Source organism: Snodgrassella alvi wkB2 (genome assembly GCF_000600005.1).
Classification (GTDB): Bacteria; Pseudomonadota; Gammaproteobacteria; order Burkholderiales; family Neisseriaceae; genus Snodgrassella; species Snodgrassella alvi.
This window is the reverse complement of sequence record NZ_CP007446.1, coordinates 1,008,261-1,027,290: the sequence shown is the minus strand read 5'-3', so window position 1 is coordinate 1,027,290 and position 19,030 is coordinate 1,008,261. Positions and strand designations below refer to the sequence as shown.

Here is a 19,030-nt window from a genome sequence, read left to right as displayed (position 1 = left end):
TTTCCATCATTGTTCCATCAATATTTAGCATTGTTGAACAGATGAATTTCGCGCTAAAATAATCTTTTAGTACACATTTTATTATAAATTGTTATATAGCTCATTTAAGATCTGATATACGGTAATCGATAAAATACAGCTGCCATATTCAGCAAAACTAAAGAGCATCAAAACATTTTTTCATTATATTTTAAGTAAAGAATCTTGTTATGGAAAATGCCAACCGCATCGTTGCCGAAGGCATCGCTGCTGTTAATTCAGCCATTGATTTACCTGCTTTAGAATTAGTAAAAGCCAGCTATCTTGGTAAAACAGGTGAATTGAATGCTTTATTAAAAACATTGGGTAAAATGTCGCCAGAAGAACGCAAAACAACTGGCGCACATATCAATGAGTGTAAAAACCAATTTCAGGATGCATACAACCGACAACGTGATGCATTAAATGAAGCAAAACTTCAGCAGCAACTGGCGGCAGAAGCGCTGGATGTGACCCTGCCCGGATGCGGACAAAATCTCGGGGGTTTGCATCCGGTTACCCTTACTTTGCAACGTATAGTAGAACTGTTTCATAGCATGGGTTTTACTGTAGCAGACGGACCGGAAATAGAAGATGATTTTCATAACTTTCAGGCTTTAAATATCCCGCCAAATCATCCGGCTCGTGCTATGCAGGATACTTTTTATGTAGAAAATGGTAACGTACTGCGCACCCATACATCTCCTATCCAGATTCGTTACATGCTGGATAAAAAAGAACCTCCGATTCGCATTATTGCTCCCGGACGTGTATACCGTGTCGATTCAGATGCAACACATTCTCCCATGTTCCATCAGGCTGAAGGATTATGGATAGAAGAAGGCGTTACTATGGCCGATCTGAAAGCAGTCTTTACAGACTTTATCCGCCGTTTCTTTGAGCGCGATGATTTACAGGTACGTTTTCGCCCTTCCTTCTTCCCGTTTACAGAACCTTCAGCAGAAATTGACATCATGGGTGAACGCGGCTGGCTGGAAGTAGGCGGCTGCGGCATGGTACACCCCAATGTATTAAAAAATGTCAATATAGATGCAGAAAAATATACAGGTTTTGCCTTTGGCATCGGTCTGGATCGCTTTGCCATGCTTCGCTATGGCATTAATGATTTACGCCTGTTTTTTGATAATGACCTGAATTTTCTTAAACAATTTCAGGATTAAGATTACTGATCATATAACTGACAGGTAATACTGAGCGGACTAAATCCCGTAAATATAGCGATTAAGTAGTTAGATTTTACATTCAGCCAGTTATCAATTACTGATTGTACAGAACACCGGATAGCGCATTAAAAATGAATCTCTCAGATTTAACCGACCGGAAACTGCCAGAAAATTATTTAGTCCAATTAAGTAACCTGAACTAATTTCATTAATCAAAGATATTAATTCCAAAAGTAAAAAAAGCGTTTGTAAGGCTTTATAATCGTGTCACTGAGCATGCCTGAATCAGCCTCCGAACTTTTGGATTAAACCGAAACAGAATATATACTGGAAGCATCATGCAATTTTCTCAAAATTGGTTATATTCATGGATTAACCCTGAATTATCTGCACAAGAGCTGGCACATTTATTAACCATGGCCGGACTGGAAGTAGAAGAAACCACCCTGGCTGCCCCTCCATTTCATGGGGTGGTCATCGCAGAAGTTAAATCTGTAATCAAACATCCGGATGCAGACCGTCTCAATATTACACAGGTTGATGCCGGTACAGGAGAACTGATACAAATCGTTTGCGGTGCTCCTAATGTACAACCGGGAATCAAAGTACCTTGTGCATTAGCTGGTGCTGTCTTACCGGGCGATTTCAAAATCAAACCAACAAAAATGCGCGGACAAGTCTCTAACGGGATGCTGTGTTCTGCCAAAGAATTAGGTTTACAAGATGAAGTAAACGGCTTACTGATTCTGCCTGCTGATGCACCAGTCGGCAATAATATCCGCGATTATCTCAATCTGGATGATGCTCTGCAAACCTTAAAAATCACACCTAACAGAGCAGACTGCCTGAGTATAAAAGGCATAGCACGTGAGGTGGGCGCTTTAACCCAGAAACCACAAAATCCAATAGAGATTGTTACTAATCCATCAACACTGGATGCCAGCCAGCCTGTCACCATCGAAGCACCGGAAGACTGTGGCCGTTTTATCAGCCGGATAATTCGCGGAATTAATATTAATGCTGTAACGCCTGTATGGTTAAAACAGCGGCTCGAACGCAGTGGCCTGCGTAGCATTAATCCTCTGGTTGATATAGGTAACTATGTCATGCTTGAGCTGGGCCAGCCAATGCATATGTTTGACGAAGATAAAATCTCCGGCAAACTGATCGTGCGGCGTGCCCATGAAGGTGAAACACTGGAATGCCTCAATGATAAAACCGTAACTCTAAGCAGTAACACACTGGTAGTAGCTGATGAAAAACAAGTTCTGAGTATTGCCGGATTAATGGGTGGTGTTGACAGCTCAGTAACAGACAGCACGCGTAATGTTGTGATTGAAAGCGCATGGTTTACCCCGGATATCATTGCCGGAAAAGCACGGCAGTATGGATTCGGTTCAGATTCATCATTCCGTTTTGAACGCGGAGTAGACTTTAATTTACAACAACAAGCCATTGAACGGGCAACTACGCTGATAAAAGAAATCTGTGGCGGTGAAATTGGTGCAATTACAGAAGCAACCGGTAATCTGCCTGCAGTTAAACAGGTAAAAGTGCGTACAGCAAGAGTAGCAAAAGTATTAGGCGTTGCCATTGATTCAGCCAGAATTGCCATCATCCTGCAACATTTAGGGCTGGAGCCGCAAGCTTGTGAAGAGGGCTTTATCGTTACCTCACCCAGCTTCCGATTTGATATTGAAATCGAAGCCGACCTGATAGAAGAAATTGGCCGCGTGTATGGTTATGAAAATATTCCCAATGATCATACCAATGGCAAATTGAATATGGTAGCTTTGCCGGAAACACAAAAGCCACTGTTTAGTGTTTACCATCAACTGGCTAATAGCGGCTATCAGGAAGTAGTCAGCTATGCATTTGTAGAAGAAGCATGGGAACGCGATCTGGCCGGTAATACTGATCCGATTCGTTTACTAAATCCGATAGCCAGTCAGCTCAGCGTTATGCGCTCTACTCTGTTTGGCGGCCTGATTGAAATATTACACAATAATCTGAACCGTAAACAAAACAGAGTAAGATTATTTGAAGTAGCACGTGTATTTCAAAAACAAAATCAGCAATATACACAAACCACAAAAATTGCCGGTTTAGCTTATGGTTCTGTCTTTCCTGAGCAATGGGCAGTACCCACTCGCAACACCGATTTCTATGATGTCAAAAATGATGTTGCAGGCCTGTTAAGTGCGCATAAAGTAAATTATCGCGCAGCACAGCACCCTGCACTTCATCCGGGCAGAACTGCTGAGATTATCATTGATAATAAAGTAGTTGGTGTTATTGGTGAATTGCATCCGCGCTGGACACAAAAATACGACCTGCCCTTGTCGCCTATTTTATTTGAGCTTGATTTAAGTGCTGTTCTGGCACAAGCCAGGATTACTTATCAGCCAGTATCTAAATTCCAACCAGTACGGCGTGATCTGGCCTTTATCATCCCCGAACAAACTACTGCTGAAGAGCTGATTAATGTGCTGTCTACAGTGAAACATCCAGCCATTCAGGAAATATCTGTTTTTGATGTTTATCGCGGTAAAGGTATGGCGGAAAATACGAAAAGTCTGGCGGTCAAAATTATTTTACAAAGTACAGAACAAACCTTAACTGATGAAGAAGTTGAAGAAATAATGACAAAACTCATTGATACAGCAGCCACAATTGGTGCACAATTACGTACTTAAAAAATTCAAACTGGGCAATTTGCCTGGCTAAAAAATTTACATACTTGAAAACAAAAACTAATTTAGGGATAATAACGCCCTCTTTAATGAAAGAAATTCTGATATGACGCTAACAAAAGCTGAACTTGCTGATATCCTGGTTGAAAAAGTTGCCGGCATGAGCAAACATGATGCCAAAGAAATTGTTGAACTATTCTTTGAAGAAATTCGCAGTACTCTTGAAAAGGGCGAACAAATTAAAATTTCCGGCTTTGGTAATTTCCAGTTGCGTGATAAACCGCAACGCCCGGGACGTAATCCAAAAACTGGAGAAGAAGTACCTATTTCTGCCAGACGCGTTGTTACTTTCCACGCATCACAAAAATTAAAAGGTATGGTTGATCACTATAATGGAAAACAAGCCTAAGCAGTTGTTACCCATACCAGCACAGCGGTATTTTACCCTCGAAGAGCTATGCCGCCTTGCAGACATCAGTGCCGAGCAATTCTCTGTCTGGCAACAGACACATGGCATTATTGTAGGCTATGGCGGTAAGCACTATACCCGTGCTGATGTGATTAAAGTCAGACAATTGCGCGACAGCTTTACACCATATATAGACTCATTTACACGTAATCAGGTAGATGCTGATGGTAATCCCGTCATTAATGCACTGGAAACCCGTCAGCAAATTGAAAAAGTGGTAGATAACCTGAATAGTGTACTTGCTAAGTAATACGATTACTTTTATAATCGCTTCCTTTACAAAGTCGGAGTGTGGCGCAGTCTGGTAGCGCACTTGCATGGGGTGCAAGGGGTCGAAGGTTCGAATCCTTTCACTCCGACCAAAAAATAAATACAGCCTAAGTGGCTGTATTTTTATTTCCTATGATTCATATAAACATCATTCAATACTAAAAATCGATTATCTGAATACCTTAACTGCTTCATGCCCATCAAATGTGGTTGAAAATCGAATATAACCAACCTCTTTTAATTGGCATAATAATTCATAAGCAATAATAAAATCAGTAGATTTATTTTCAACTATTTGAATTTGTAATGCTTGTACGCGTGGTTCATATTTCAATAAAGTAAAAGTAATATATTTCTGTAATACAGACAAGCTGGAAGGCAAATGACGATAAATAATGCTTAAATCTGGTAATCCGTAATCAGGTATGTGTTTAACGCTACCACGCCGAGTGTTTAAAATACGCTCAATATTATTCATAACGCTATAAATATAGCGTTCTTTAAGATCCAGAGTAATTAATGGAACATCTCCAGAAAAATTCAGAGTAATTTTCTCTAATAAAGACGCATCAATCATAATAAACTTATTTACACCTTCATAATATGTAATAATTATTTGAGTTTAATTATTTAACCATTTACCATCAGAATATTTTAGCCATGATAAATCATGTAGTCCGGTTATTGATATCACCAGACAATACTCTATTTTTTCTTATCAGGTAATACTTTTTCTATTTTCTTCGCTACTTTATCCTGAGCTTTCTGCATACCCTGCTGCTGTAATTTATCCATCTGCTCCTGCATAGCCTGCTGAGCTTTTTTAGCTATCTTTTCCTGTTTTTTCTTCTCTTTTGATGCTTTTTTCTGTGCCTTCTCCGCTTGTTTTTGTTGTTTGCTTAAATCCTTAACCTGTTTTTTAGATTTTAACTGAGCCTGTGCTCCTTCCACCAAAATATAATTATTCCTAAATAATTTTAAATCATCTATAGGAATTAGTATTTTCCAGGTTTTATTGTCAGACTCTGGCTGATTAAAGAAAAACACTAATCCCAAATATTGTGTTTTACTATCTATATCTCCTTTTATATTCTGTGTATCAAAAGGATAAATCATACGTATATCTTGTTTAACCAGTTCATCACCAAGAGCATTGTCTGCATTAGTAAGTAAATCATAATAACTGGCCTGATTAAATAGATTATTACTCTTTAATTGAAAAATTACCATTCTGAAGGTATTTTGCTGCGAATTATCTGTCTGGTTTAAAAGATGCGCAGAAACCACCCTGAAATCATAATGATAATGTTTTAACTCAATTGCTTCTTTTCCTGTTTTGCGTACATCCTCATATCCTTGTTGCAATAATCCACAACCAGATAATCCTGTTAGTAAAATTAATACAGACAAGAAACGATAATTCATCTATAGCACTCCGAGAAAAATCGAAAATAGTGCACCAGCTTCTGGCTGCCCTGCAGTAACACCAGCTTTGATTATCTGCGGGTTACTGCCATTTAATTGTGCCTGAGGTAATAAATCAGCACTGATTTTTGCCACTAGCTCTACATCCAGAGCGCATCCCACATATTTCCTGACCAAAGTTTTTAAAACCGTTCGCACAGGCTGATTTTCATAAAGTAAACTTAATATTGCATAATCATTAAGTTTCACAGATATCCTTATTCTGCTATTGGCATCATATAAAAACCGGCCTAGCACAGCCGTATCAAAAGTTATTCCAGTACCTATAGATCGTTGAGGCACGGCATATTTGACAGCAATAAACTCATCTATGACTACCTCTCTGGCAGCAGGAATAACATATTGAACAATCTCTTTTAAACCAAATATATTTTTATTTTTTTTATTTAAATTTTTAATTACACCAAGATAATAACATGGATCAATATCTAATTTGCTCTTACCATGAATCAGTGTCAGTAATGCCCGTGAAAGACGATCTGAAGCATCCGGACGAAATTGAAAATCATAATGAAAACGTTTCCATATCTGGTAAAACATAGTCATCATACGGTGATGAAACATATCCAGAAAGGCTAACAGATTTTCCATCCCGTCTTTTTTTTCTGCACTTTCTGCTATGAGCCAGTTTGGCATGACACCATCTGTACCGATTAAGCCCATAAAGGTAGTAAACACAACCGGTAATTTATAATCATATACAGATTCAGGCAGAGACTGTTTTAGCTCACTTGCAGGAAAACCAAGATATGGCCATGCACAAAATTGAAGAGTTAATTCACTATCACTTTGCAAGTCAGGTACGCGTAAATTAACCTGATGTGACTCCAGTAAATGACAAAACTGAAAAAAATTATATGCCTCTGGAGCCAGCATTAATCTGTTAAATAAACTGACATTCATAAAATTTTTTCATCCACACTTACTGGCCAGCTCAATGTAATAGCTTCAGGCTGCAATATGACATTTACTTTTATAGCCAGATTTAATTGTGCATAAGCTATTAAATAACAGTTCAGAACATAAGCAAATAAAGCAGCATCTGCTTCATTGATAAATCCAGTACTATCCAGTTCGATATCGATTACCAAACATCTAATCATCATACCATGATGTATAATATGTTGAATTTCAGTCTGAACAGAGTGAATAGCTGCTATATTTTTTTCATTTGCCGCTGCTGTCGACCAGTTCAATAAACGCAAGCTATTTTTCAAAGTACCGGTATCTAAGGTAGCCAGATAATTATTACTCATCTCAAACAATAATTGCCATTGCTGATTCTTATAATCCGGCGGGTAATGTAAAGCTGTAGGTACCATTACCATTTGAGCATCTTTTACACCCAGTACAGGCGAATGCAGACTGAGTATTTTGTTATATTTAGTAATCTGGCGTGGTAGATTACCATTAGCGCCAAGAATACTGATTGAAAAAATCTCTTCTTCATCAGGTTGGATTTCACCACTAAAACTTATAAAATTATCATAATGATTGCCGATACCTTGACGTGAGCGGATATAATAATATGGTCTGTCTTTATCAAATATATTGAGCTGACGTTTACTATGCTTAAACTCATTAAAAGGCAAATAATATTTTCTTTTACCACTAATCTGGCTGAATGATTCCACCTCAGTAACTGCACATACCGTTACCTGATCCTTAACTGAAAACGTGGGTGACAATTTGTATTCAGTATGTAATGGAGAACGCACAACCGGTTCTGCCTCTAAATCAAACAAGTTAATTACAGGTACACAAAACAGTTTTAAATAATTGCGGTTAAACACTAGCTCCAGCGGAAAATCCCGTTTTAAATGAAAATTTACCAATAGCTCATGTTTATCATTATTAAAATCTTTTTCACTTAGATTATTTAGTTCAAAAAAAAGAAACTTTTCTTTAAACAGGAAATATTCCATCACTAAATCATGTTCATTTGCCTGCCGGTTCTGTAACCATGTAACTGAATCATAATTAAAATGTGTTCGCTGTAATTTTAGCTTATGATTTATGATGTTTAAATCTTCATCAGTAGTAATATGTGACAAATAATTTGTCAGATAATGATAAATACTCAGTCTGGTTTCTATTTCACCAACAAGATGAAACTTGAGTGAAAAATTGTCTGGTAAACGAATATTCTGACCCGCATTCGTTTGACGAAGTTGTAAACGTAACTGGATGACAGATTGTCCGATATCATTATGTACAAGGCGGAAATCATTTATTTCAACAGGATAGATATCAACTGATTGAGTTGTCCGGTATTCACACGATATACCTGTATTGGTATCAACAGCAGTTTGCAGTATCAAACCGGCAGGAATATGCTGATCATTCGTATAAATCTCTTCATTTAACATTAATTGCACTATCGACATAGAAGCAATAGGCTGAAGATGATGTGGCCATAGTAATGCTACAGAGCTCTCAGTTAACTCTGGCATATCATCATCAATTTTTTGATACAATTTTGCAGCTAAAAAAGCAAATCCTTCAAATAATCGCTCCACCATCGGATCCCGCTCAAGGGAATCCTGCATTTTTAAATACTGTGCTGCATCAGGATGAACCTCAGCAAAATCTTCACCGGCCTCTTTCAGATAACGCATTTCCGCTTCATAATAACGCAGAATATTGTCTTTTTTTTCCATATTTTTCATTTACCTATACAACAATTGATGCGCCAGAAACGGATTGAGTAACACCAGTTCTTTTTTCAGCTCTTCAATTTGTCCAGCTATAAACTCTTTATTATTACCTTTGATAGTGATAAATTTTTGCTGTAAAAGCTTTAACAACTCTTGTTTGATCTGAAAAGTTAATTTTTTATTCCATTCAAATAAAGGTTGCTGTGAAAAGGGCTGATTAAGCTTTTCCAGCAGAGATATTGCAAATTCTGTTTTGCCACTTTTAATAGCTAATCGGGCAAGTAAAAATTGTTTGTAATATAACTGCTCAAGCCCTTCATCAAATTGCACAGTAGACAGCCATTCCATCGTTTTATCAAAACCCTGCTCTGCCAGAATTACAAATGCCTGTGCGTCAATATCTTCGGTTGATGTAAGCTTATTATCGGAAGACAATTGCATTTCTTCTACATTTTGCTGCTGAAAACGTGCATGAACTGCAATCCAGTCTAAAGCCTCACCGGAAGCAAAAGGATGATTATCATTAAAGGATAATGTTTCGAGTCCGGGTACACGGTTAAGCAGAAAAGCCATATCACTGCACAGCATATCAGCCCATACATTTGCTTCAGGTGCCAAATGCTGCATTGCATTCCAGCTCAGATATTGCAAATCAAGATAAAAGTGATTGGAAGCCTCCATAAAACCGGCATGGCATTGTTCTAATAATCCGTTCCACTCTTTACGCTGATACAATGTCTGTAAGCGATTTATCAGTTCCTGTCTCGGAGGAGGAATTTTTGTCAGTCCGTCCTGATGCAAAGGTAACTGCTCAAGCATATCCCATCGGAACTGACGCAATAATCTGTATGATGCATAGGGTTTCTGCTCTTTATCGGCAATGAACTGCCCTACAGTTTTCATTGTCTGCATCAAATCCTGAAAAGAACGTAAAATTACTTCATCATTATCAGTACTATTACTCTGGTTTGAATTATTATCAGTAGTTACTGAATCAGCTTGATTAATAGCTGCCTGAGTTTCACCAGCAGGCACAGGTAATAAGCTGAGTAAGCCATTGAGCTCATCTACTGTCGCTTCAAATTGTGCAGAAAAATTTTCCTGAATCAGCTCACATAATATGGTAATTACCTGATATTCGTTTGATGATAATGTACTTTGGCACAATAAAAATGCATCTTCCATTTTTGTGCCGCCCAGCCAGCGAAACATCGTTTTAATAAGGGTGATACGTTGGGGCTGAAAAGTAGGCGTATATATTGCCTGCATTCCATATATTAATAATAAACCTTTAATCAGTCCCTGAAAGGCTTCACGACGAAACAATACATAAGTCAGATATACAGCTACGCGAATATCTTTACCTACGTTCTGGCAAAGATAATTAGCTGCGTCTTCAATTTTACTCAACTGAATATCGCTGACCTTTTCCAACTCCTGCCGGATATCCAGAAAAGAATCATGATGTGTAACATCTTCCGGTTCTCCCTCCACTGGAGCCAGAAGATATTCAATATTGTCCCATAAAGGTTTTATATCTTCATAGATTTTCCGCTTCTGGAGAACTTTCAGTGCTGCACTAATTTGCATTTTGATCCACCTTGAAAACCTGTTGCGGCAAACTTGCCCCTTTTAACTTCAATAATGTAATCAGGTCGTTAGTTTGTAAATTCTTCAGATTCATTTCTACAACCCTATTTTTTATTATCCACTTAAGATGATAAGTATCATCATCATTTTTACGTGCCTGAGCCTTTTCAAGTAAACGCAAAATACTCAAATCACCAACTACTTCAAGCTGAGCAGTCTTATCTGTCACATCAGACCACTGAATTGAAGCCTTTTTATCGGTACTATCACTAACAGACCAATTCACTTTATGCCAGAAAGATTTTTCATTATAAAATTGAATTTTCTGTTTATTAAAATTAAATGTAATCTGTTTAACTTCGGGAGTTGGCAATGGCATTATTTCAAAAGAAGCGGTATTTGAGCCATCTGAAACAAATTCTAGTAACTGATTTAATTCATTTAAACCAGTTACAAACTGATCATCAATCTGAATCTGATCCATTACAGCAGGATTAACAATCCACTGATTACCAACAAGATTCAGAATTTTATTTAAATATTGCTGATTAAACTGTGCAACAACACCCTTTTGCGGATCAATAAATTTCTGTAATTCAGGCAAAGAGACATCGAGATTGCTGGAAGGATTCAGTGGATAACGATTAGCAAAACGAGAATTCCATTGCGAAACCACCATCTGCTGCCACAATGCATTAATATTGTTTAAAGCCGGAAGCAAAATTGCTTTTTTAGCATCAGCAAAAGGATAAGTAAGTAAAGTGTGCCCGATATCCTGCCATTCTTCTCCCAGATTAGCTACTTGTAAATTAATAGATTCTTCAGCTTTAGCCAGATTAGAACCATCATCACTATTCAAAATAGTATTGAAAGAAAGTTGTGAAGCAGAGGCCTGATTATTAGCCCCCTGAACTTTCTGTACTTCAAGATACATAGCCAGCAGATTTTCCTGATACTGATCCAGTTTACGGCTGGGTTGCTTATTCCTGTCTTCAACTGTTTTAATCAAATCTACAATTGGTTCAAATTCCTGTAAAACTCCTTTGCCTTTTTCAGTCCGGTCTTCCGGATATCCGATACTGGCATTAAACTGAATGGCTGTTAGTAACTTAACAAGTACTGAATTCTTTTTATCTGAATATTTTTTCAAACGATCCATCTGTTTATTCAGACCAGTAACCGGTACCCACTGTATACCAGATAAAAATTGTGTCCATGCTTCAAAATAATCCTGCTTGTACAATGCCATTATCTGTTTACGGATATCCGTATTTTCGTTGCTTTCCTCAGACTCATTCAGCACCCATGAACCATTTTTAAAATGTTCAGGATTAAGTTTATCAATTTCCGGCTTAAACCATTCGTTCCATGCACGTGCAGTAAATGCACCATGCAATTTATTCTTATTTGTCCAGAATTGAGTGCTATCTTTGCCAGCCAGCTGCACTAAATCAATATCCCTATATTTCTCTAATGCAGAATCCAGCAAATTCTGATAAATAACGACATCTTCCTGCTGCTGATTAACAATATTATTCAATACTCCCCGACTTTCTGCCACCAAAGCAGAATCTTCACTCAGAAACCAGCTTCGATGCTTCATCATATTCCGGGTATAAAATCTGAATATATTCTGAGCAGCATCGGCTTTTTGTAAGCCCTGTGTCCGATACAGACGTGATAAATAATCACTTAGAAAAATATTATCCAGACGTTTAGGACGACGTAACATTAAATATGCTTTCAGAGCATTAAAGCCTTCATCCAATGCAACTGCATTACTGGTTTGTTCTGCAATTTCCTCTGTATCCGCTGCATTTGTTTCAATTACGTTAGGTAAAGTCTGCAGTTGCTGTAAAGAATTCAGAACCAGAATAATCTGTTGATCTGCGGGTTTTATCAGCCATTTTTTTGCAGCATTACCATAAGCTACAAATGCTTTATTCAGTAAAATATCATCATGATTAAATCCAAGACGACGGTAAAATGGTTGCGGAACATTATTTATCAATGCAATATGGTGTTGTAAACTGAGTATAGAATTAATCGCATTGTTGCTGCCCGAAGATTTATTCACGCTGGTGATTTGGTTTCGGAATAACTGTGCTTCCCTGTAATTACTGGTAAAAGCATACAGAATCATTAAAAAAATTACAGTACTGATTACCAGACCGGCTTTGGCAAGCCGCTGACTACTGGGCTGTAAAATCAATTTAGCAGGGTGCTGATATAACTGCTCTGCTACCATCGCCCATGTTTCCCACCAGTTACTTTGTTTAGCCTGTATAGCCATACCTGTAAACCAGGGTTGCTGCTCTTCAGAGTAATTTTCAGCCGGATTTAATTTAGTAATAGCAATGGAATCAATCAGAGACAAAAACTGTCTGTCCCGGCTTTTTAAAAAAGCCTGAATAAATAAATCCTCTGCTTTTATTTTGATATCTGAAACAATATTCTCTGTTAGCGATGACCAAGTAAAAACCTGATTAAGAGGAAATTTATTTAAATCAATATCACTTTGAAATACATGGACAAATGGAATTTTCCAGTTTAACAGCTGATAAAATTTTTCCAGCCATACAGAAATATTATCGTGAGTAACCGGGGTTTTGTTACTTTTCATATCACGCAATATAATCAATCCATCGAACGGACAATGATATTTGCCGCGAAAAGGTGGTATGGATTCTATTTCATCCACGTCATTAATCAATACCAGATAAACATTGTCAACCTGTACCCACCCTGTACGCTGTAGCTGCTCACTGACGTCGCAGAAAGCATCCGGTTCTCCATGTACCGCAAGAATATAACAGCGATTTAAAATAGATAAAGGATATTTCTGATTCAAATAATCCTGAAAAGCCACCAAATTCTGCTGTGCAGGACTTTCACGTGTATATTTCGATCGCTCAATAAAGCGGATTGTCCGTTCCTGCCCGTCAATGACAACAAAAATACGCCAGAATAATGGCAGTATAACGCAGAGAAATAAACCGGCCAGTGCCAGTATTATCAAATGAAATTTATGATTTTGCAGCCATTTTTTATCATAATACCAATATAAAAATGCAGTTAATCCGCAAATAAGTATCAACCAGAGGAAACTGCACAATAACCATAATTTGAGAATTTTAGGGCGCTGGGTAATTTTCTGATTCACCTGCGCTAATTTAGACAACTTGCTATTTACACGTGAACTGAATTGTCTTAAAGGGTTCCACCTTAACATAAACGCGCCTGTAATTAAATTTTACTTAACCTGGGAAACAGGTATTATCTTTTCTTTATGATTAAATAGTACTATATAGGAATGTTTATGCGCCTGATAAACAGCCAGCAGCAATTGCATCCAGTCACTCGTATACTGTAATTTTTGAAAGAAATCCGGTTTATCTATACTATACGGTAAAATTTCATAATCTTTTGCTGTTAAATCTCCTGTCATTTCTTTTAATTCCGGCTGAGTTACTTCTTGTGCATGGCTTTCAATCTGGAAACCAGAAACTTTTTCAGTCATGGCTGTAAAAAAATAATCCTGATCCATACGCCACATTTGTGTATCAAAAGCTCGCTGTATTTTTGCTATTTTTCCTTTTCGGGCAAAAATCATTGCCAGATACAATTCAAACTCAGGCTGACACTCAAACCCGAGTAATAGAATTTTTTGATAAAGTTCTTCCTGAAAACGGTCAATAATCCAGTTTAAATCTTCAAACTTAACATAATAATCCGGTATCGCCGGGCAATATCCGCCTTCAGCAATAACAAGCTCCCTGAATACCAGCCAGCTTTCTCTGTCTGCTGCCCATAGCCATAAATATTGTGGGTATTGTTCGGTAAAATATTCTTTTGAAGATAATATCTGAACCAGTTGTGATAAAACGATATGCAAACGGTCAGAATAAACAGAAGAATTGCTCTGAACCGGTATTTCCATACTCATTGATTCAAATACAGATTTCTGCCGCTCTTCTGGAGACAGTCCTAGATATGTATAAAAATCGGAAGCATGATTTAACTGGCCGCAGTGCAATATTACCTCTTCCAGTACCATATATTCCGACCAGTACTTTTGATTATTCAAAATTTTTTCATTATAAACAAACTGATTATTACGCTGGTAAATTAACCATAACTGATACCAGATACAGCGCACCAGCAGAAGTAAAGTTACTATTACTACTGCCGGCATTACAGATATCATCCACTTTTGCCAGTGTACTGTGATTTCCAGTCCGAAATGGGTAATAATTGAATCTGCATATTTTTTATTAATACCAATTGCCAAAGCATATAAGGCCAGCCACGCAAGCCAGCGAACTGGTCTTGGCGGCAGCCATGTAGTCTGACGTTGTATACTATTCGTAATCATGCCAGCCTAAATAATCTAACATAATATCCATAGGCGGTTTTTTACTCTTTACCTGATGCAGGGCTTTAAAAACTACTTTACCCTGCTCAATTTCCGCTTTGGTCATTTTGGTTTCAACTACAGCAAGATTATGCGGTGCTTCTCTGTCTTTAAGAATCGCAGCACTGGCAAACAAAGCCCATGCAACAGAAATATTTTTGGGCAGAATTTCGCCATTAAGGGCCATCACCCCCAGATTGTTCATGGATTTGCCGTCACCTCTGTTCAGACCATTAAAATAATAGCCCATCGCCTTGCCCCAATCCTTTTTTACACCTAATCCGCGCTCATACAATACGGCGAGATTACCATTGGCTTTTACATTGCCTTTTTTTACAGCCTGTTCATAATATTTTGCTGCGGTAGCATAATCCTGCGGTACACCCAAACCCATTTCATACAGCGTACCCAAACTGTTATATGCCCGTGCATCATCATTTTCATTAATGGCTTTCTGAAATAAAACTAAGGCTTTATCATATTGCCGGTTTTGAGCAGCAGCAGCGGCATCATCATATGTACCCGCCCAGGCCATTTGTATCAAAGCAAAGCATAAACAAAATGCTGTCAATATACGTCGTAACATCTTTCAGCCTTTCCTATATAATTTTCTGCAAATTATTCCTAAAAAACTGAACGCGTTCTTCCTGGCTTAAAATCAATCTGGTATCAGCTTCCGCAGCAAGGACATATAGCTGGTTAATTAACATCCTTTCACCGCCATACTCTTCTGCATCCAAAGCAATCCCATAATTGCGCCGGTAATTATATGCATCAGCCCATAACAACAAAGTATCATACTGTTTTTCAGTAAAAACAAAACCATTTACATCAAATTCATTCTGCTCACACTGCGGATAATCGGCCTGATAAATTACCCATTCTCCGGAATCATCAACAAAAAACCAGCGCAACATATATTGATGCAGCCAGTTTTTTTGTGAATTTGTTAACACCATGTTAACCGGATCAAACATATCTGGTGCATAAAATCGAAGTAATCCCTCTTTTTTACCCCATTTCACTTGCATGGCACGGCGAAGATGAACTTCTAAAGTACCAAAAGGATAGTTGCTGTTGAAAGCCAGCAAGCGATTATTCATATGAGTAATTTCACATATTTTTTCCAGTATTTCCCGATGGTTTTCATTCCTGATATCAAGTGCCAGCAACAGCGGCCCTTCTTCCTTGATATGAGATTCGGGTGTTTGCTCAAATAGCAGAGAATACTGCAATGCCGGCTGCCAGTTTTCTATGGCAGCCAGAAGAGGATAGTCACAAGTACATAAATCGATAATCAGAAAAAGAGTTTTCTCATCAGTCTCGTTAGTAAAATTGATAAATTGTGCCAGCACGTCACGATAAGTATTCATTGATTATCTCTCTACAATGCCAACACCTTGTGCACGTGCCTTGCGCAAGCACTCAAGACAAACTGAACCAGGTAATTCCGGTAACGGGAAATTACCGCCCTGTGGCCCCTGAAACTGATGATTACCTTTATATTCAATCGGACCGGGGCTATACAGGCTGATTTTTCCGCCTTTAATTTCTATATAAGCACCACCGCTGGCCAGCTTGATACCGCTTTTTGCATTAACCAGTACCTCATCACCTACAGACTGAACAGAGATTTTTTTCGCCGCAGTAATTTCCACTGCGCTACCATGTGAAGCCAGACGCGCAGTTTTCTTACCGGCTACCAGATTTAAATCTTCTGTCTGAGCCAATACCTGTACAGATTTGACGGCAGTTTGTGTAATGTTTTCACCGGCACCGGTAAATACATCTTTACCCGCCTGCTGATGAATATCCTGACCAACACTGTTAAGAATAGATTTTGGTGAAACCTGCGCCATTCCGGCAACTGCACTGGTTAAAATAACCGGTTTTTCCAGATAAGCACAGTTTTCACCTAAATCAGATAATGTCTCTAATCTGGGTTTGATTGAAGTATGCTTGGCTGTCACGTCGGCAAGATGACTGGCCTGACTGAGTGCACCTTCAATTTCTTTGACTGCTACCGTACGATCCATTTGCATGCCGTTGGCGGCAGCCTGATTTTCAGTAGTCAGATATAATGCTCGTGCAGAACGCAAAGCTCCCCAGCCATCAGTTCGCAGCTCAAAACCTTCTCCACGCTTATCCCGTCCGCTGTCTACCAGATGCCCCAGATTAAGCTGGGTTTTATGGTACTCAGTAGCCATTTTGATATGTTCATGACCGCTGAGGTCTTCCATGCGGATTTTATTATTTGCCCAGGTACGAATTACATTACGGGTACGCCATGTATTCGGAACATGGTCCGGCTGAGTGCTGGTATGCAAAACGCCAATAATATACGGCCGGTCGGGATCACCGTTCTGAAAAGCCAGCTGTACTTCTGTACCTACGTGCAGCGGGAAATGCTGCCCGTACTGCCCGCCCGCATAAGGCTTAGCCAGACGGATGGGTCTGCTTTCACCACCCGGCTGCCAGCCATCCATATCCAGATTAAACTTAACGATGTAACGCCCCATCTCATCAACCCATGCATACGGCCCCTGGCCGGCATCACAGATGGTTCCCGGTATCGTTCCGTCTATAATCGGGTGTTTAATCGGCTCCGGACGCCACTGGCTGTCTGAGGGTATAGCAGAGAATGAATTAATGTAATCTTCATCGCGCGCACCAGAATGATGAACACTGACCAGCAGCCACTGACGAATATTGCCTACTCTGGCATCAGAGGAAAATCCCATGGTAAAACCGGGAGCAAAGCTCTGAACATTACTTTTACCAGTGGCCAGAATATGGCGGGATACAGAATGCTCATGCAAAATTCGGGCATATTCCTGCGCCTGCCCGCTATCTTTATGATGAAAAAATCCGTAGATATAAGGCTGACCAAATGCTGCAGGCTGCTGCTCATTAAAGCCGGCTTTGCCTAGCAGACTGTTATTAGCATCCCGATAGTTATAATCTTTAATCTGTACACTTTCATACTGAGCTTTATAGCGAACATGAAATTCGGATACAGAATATTTTGCCATCAGCCCCTGCATTAATTGCTGTTTCAAATTATCCTTGATACCCTGTGCCGTAGCATTCACATCAAATGAGAGCTGCGCTTCCAGTTTGCTTTCCAGCCCCTCCAGATCACTTTCTAAACCAGCATCCGGTTTGAATGGTAATGCCTGCTGCCGCAGCTGAATATAATGGCTTACATCATCAGCTACAGAAATTACTTCATTGGAAGCTGTCTGTGTAAAGGTAAACCATAATCCTTCACGAGCCAGTACACGCTTAATAAATGCATAATCGGTTTCCCGATACTGCATTCGATGCTCATAGCGCGGTAACGAACGGGATGATTTCAGCAGAAAATCTTCACTGGCAAAACCATGATGACGCAGAATTTTCTCAACAATACTCAGTGCTGTTTCATTCTGGAACAGCCTTGTTGTAGTAATACGGTTCAGTAAAGCCAGACGCGGGACAATAGTAAAGCGATAGCAGGTTTCATCAGCACTGGTTGCTATCTGTTCCGCACTCTGAATAACCCCGTGCCAGCGCCGGTTGTCAGAATCATCGAGCTGCTGCCGGGATACCTGCATCACTCCGCTCCAGTCAATATCCGGAGCCATCTCAAACATTACACGCTGATGAATAAAATTTTCCAGAGGTAAGTCAGCAGCCATATGCGTTGCTTCAAGCTGTAACACGTAATAATCATCCAGCTTTTCTTCCAGATTGAATCTTCGCACCGAAAACTGGTCAAAATTAGCCAGATTTGCGTTCAGTTTCAGATAATAACGCTGTTGCATTTAATCACCCTTTATCAAACCTTTATACATGACTGACAGTTCTGTTTCCGTATCAGCCGATATAGTGCTGATACGGAAAAATATTCCCGCATACAGGTTACTGACTACAAAATTTAAAAAATCAATACAATTGAAAATATATATTTACTCAATTTATATACAGTCCAGTCTGCCGTATACTGCCAACTTTATTCCCGCATAAAATTTAAAAGCAAAACAAAAATATAATATCAGATTCAATCTGCACTTGTTCACAGATCCGGTTAGTTTTCATAGCAGCCAGCCAAATCCGGTTTGAATCTGAAATCACTTTTCAGGATTATAAGATGTAAATATTTTTGAAATTTACATATAACTGATTTAATAATTTTAACACAAAAATACTTATTTTATATATAAATCAACTTTTCAGTTATTTGTGCAACACTATTCATCATTTTTTGC

The 19,030-nt window shown here is 38.8% G+C and carries 14 protein-coding genes and 1 tRNA gene; 5 read left to right on the top strand and 10 right to left on the bottom strand.

Annotation, left to right across the window (positions count from 1 at the left end; genetic code table 11):
* Window positions 1-209 precede the first annotated feature (209 nt).
* From pheS to SALWKB2_RS04640, 5 genes are all read left to right on the top strand, one after another.
* A complete protein-coding gene (gene pheS, locus SALWKB2_RS04660) occupies window positions 210-1,199 on the top strand; it encodes a phenylalanine--tRNA ligase subunit alpha (RefSeq protein ID WP_025330520.1) in 990 nt (329 codons plus the stop codon).
* 341 nt (window positions 1,200-1,540) lie between these two features.
* Window positions 1,541-3,898, top strand: a complete 2,358-nt coding sequence (gene pheT, locus SALWKB2_RS04655; protein ID WP_025330519.1) for a phenylalanine--tRNA ligase subunit beta — start codon at window positions 1,541-1,543, stop codon at window positions 3,896-3,898.
* A gap of 103 nt (window positions 3,899-4,001) precedes the next feature.
* Window positions 4,002-4,304: an integration host factor subunit alpha gene (locus SALWKB2_RS04650; protein ID WP_025330518.1), complete on the top strand. Its 303-nt coding sequence runs from the start codon at window positions 4,002-4,004 to the stop codon at window positions 4,302-4,304.
* Window positions 4,288-4,614 carry a hypothetical protein gene (locus tag SALWKB2_RS04645; RefSeq protein WP_025330517.1) on the top strand — a complete coding sequence of 109 codons (327 nt, stop codon included), beginning with the start codon at window positions 4,288-4,290 and terminating at the stop codon, window positions 4,612-4,614. Before SALWKB2_RS04650 ends, SALWKB2_RS04645 begins: the two co-directional genes overlap by 17 nt.
* A 35-nt stretch (window positions 4,615-4,649) precedes the next feature.
* Window positions 4,650-4,726, top strand: a tRNA-Pro gene (locus SALWKB2_RS04640).
* 77 nt (window positions 4,727-4,803) lie between these two features.
* Here the strand turns inward: SALWKB2_RS04640 and tssE are convergent.
* The 10 genes from tssE to SALWKB2_RS11610 all read right to left on the bottom strand — a co-directional run bounded on the left by tssE (window position 4,804) and on the right by SALWKB2_RS11610 (window position 18,586).
* Window positions 4,804-5,211 (bottom strand): type VI secretion system baseplate subunit TssE, encoded by a 408-nt coding sequence (gene tssE / locus SALWKB2_RS04635; RefSeq protein ID WP_051506417.1) that lies wholly within the window; start codon window positions 5,209-5,211, stop codon window positions 4,804-4,806.
* A 128-nt stretch (window positions 5,212-5,339) separates the two neighbouring features.
* On the bottom strand, window positions 5,340-6,059 hold the full coding sequence (gene tssJ / locus SALWKB2_RS04630) for a type VI secretion system lipoprotein TssJ (protein ID WP_025330515.1): 720 nt from the start codon (window positions 6,057-6,059) through the stop codon (window positions 5,340-5,342).
* Entirely contained in the window at window positions 6,060-7,022 is a 963-nt protein-coding gene (locus SALWKB2_RS11620) for a type VI secretion system baseplate subunit TssG (RefSeq protein WP_025330514.1), read from the bottom strand. It abuts the gene before it with no gap.
* On the bottom strand, window positions 7,019-8,779 hold the full coding sequence (tssF, locus tag SALWKB2_RS04620) for a type VI secretion system baseplate subunit TssF (RefSeq protein ID WP_158500016.1): 1,761 nt from the start codon (window positions 8,777-8,779) through the stop codon (window positions 7,019-7,021). Before tssF ends, SALWKB2_RS11620 begins: the two co-directional genes overlap by 4 nt.
* Before the next feature lie 9 nt (window positions 8,780-8,788).
* Entirely contained in the window at window positions 8,789-10,366 is a 1,578-nt protein-coding gene (tssA, locus tag SALWKB2_RS04615) for a type VI secretion system protein TssA (protein ID WP_025330512.1), read from the bottom strand.
* Window positions 10,356-13,598: an ImcF-related family protein gene (locus SALWKB2_RS04610; RefSeq protein ID WP_025330511.1), complete on the bottom strand. Its 3,243-nt coding sequence runs from the start codon at window positions 13,596-13,598 to the stop codon at window positions 10,356-10,358. Before SALWKB2_RS04610 ends, tssA begins: the two co-directional genes overlap by 11 nt.
* A gap of 21 nt (window positions 13,599-13,619) precedes the next feature.
* On the bottom strand, window positions 13,620-14,741 hold the full coding sequence (locus tag SALWKB2_RS04605) for a hypothetical protein (protein ID WP_025330510.1): 1,122 nt from the start codon (window positions 14,739-14,741) through the stop codon (window positions 13,620-13,622).
* A complete protein-coding gene (locus SALWKB2_RS11615; RefSeq protein ID WP_025330509.1) occupies window positions 14,728-15,366 on the bottom strand; it encodes a tetratricopeptide repeat protein in 639 nt (212 codons plus the stop codon). The genes SALWKB2_RS04605 and SALWKB2_RS11615 overlap by 14 nt, the downstream gene beginning before the upstream one ends.
* Window positions 15,367-15,379: 13 nt before the next feature.
* Window positions 15,380-16,153, bottom strand: coding sequence for a DUF4123 domain-containing protein (locus tag SALWKB2_RS04595; RefSeq protein ID WP_025330508.1), 774 nt, complete (start codon window positions 16,151-16,153; stop codon window positions 15,380-15,382).
* A gap of 3 nt (window positions 16,154-16,156) precedes the next feature.
* Window positions 16,157-18,586: a type VI secretion system Vgr family protein gene (locus SALWKB2_RS11610; RefSeq protein WP_025330507.1), complete on the bottom strand. Its 2,430-nt coding sequence runs from the start codon at window positions 18,584-18,586 to the stop codon at window positions 16,157-16,159.
* Between the last annotated feature and the right edge of the window lie 444 nt (window positions 18,587-19,030).

Bases quoted from the DNA above. Each gene is read 5' to 3' on its own strand.
- SALWKB2_RS04650 (WP_025330518.1), top strand. From the start codon at position 4,002: ATGACGCTAACAAAAGCTGAACTTGCTGATATCCTGGTTGAAAAAGTT.
- SALWKB2_RS11615 (WP_025330509.1), bottom strand. From the start codon at position 15,366: ATGTTACGACGTATATTGACAGCATTTTGTTTATGCTTTGCTTTGATA.
- SALWKB2_RS04610 (WP_025330511.1), bottom strand. From the start codon at position 13,598: ATGTTAAGGTGGAACCCTTTAAGACAATTCAGTTCACGTGTAAATAGC.
- tssJ (WP_025330515.1), bottom strand. From the start codon at position 6,059: ATGAATTATCGTTTCTTGTCTGTATTAATTTTACTAACAGGATTATCT.
- pheT (WP_025330519.1), top strand. From the start codon at position 1,541: ATGCAATTTTCTCAAAATTGGTTATATTCATGGATTAACCCTGAATTA.
- tssA (WP_025330512.1), bottom strand. From the start codon at position 10,366: ATGCAAATTAGTGCAGCACTGAAAGTTCTCCAGAAGCGGAAAATCTAT.
- SALWKB2_RS11610 (WP_025330507.1), bottom strand. From the start codon at position 18,586: ATGCAACAGCGTTATTATCTGAAACTGAACGCAAATCTGGCTAATTTT.
- SALWKB2_RS04645 (WP_025330517.1), top strand. From the start codon at position 4,288: ATGGAAAACAAGCCTAAGCAGTTGTTACCCATACCAGCACAGCGGTAT.
- SALWKB2_RS11620 (WP_025330514.1), bottom strand. From the start codon at position 7,022: ATGAATGTCAGTTTATTTAACAGATTAATGCTGGCTCCAGAGGCATAT.
- SALWKB2_RS04595 (WP_025330508.1), bottom strand. From the start codon at position 16,153: ATGAATACTTATCGTGACGTGCTGGCACAATTTATCAATTTTACTAAC.
- tssE (WP_051506417.1), bottom strand. From the start codon at position 5,211: ATGATTGATGCGTCTTTATTAGAGAAAATTACTCTGAATTTTTCTGGA.
- tssF (WP_158500016.1), bottom strand. From the start codon at position 8,779: ATGGAAAAAAAAGACAATATTCTGCGTTATTATGAAGCGGAAATGCGT.
- SALWKB2_RS04605 (WP_025330510.1), bottom strand. From the start codon at position 14,741: ATGATTACGAATAGTATACAACGTCAGACTACATGGCTGCCGCCAAGA.
- pheS (WP_025330520.1), top strand. From the start codon at position 210: ATGGAAAATGCCAACCGCATCGTTGCCGAAGGCATCGCTGCTGTTAAT.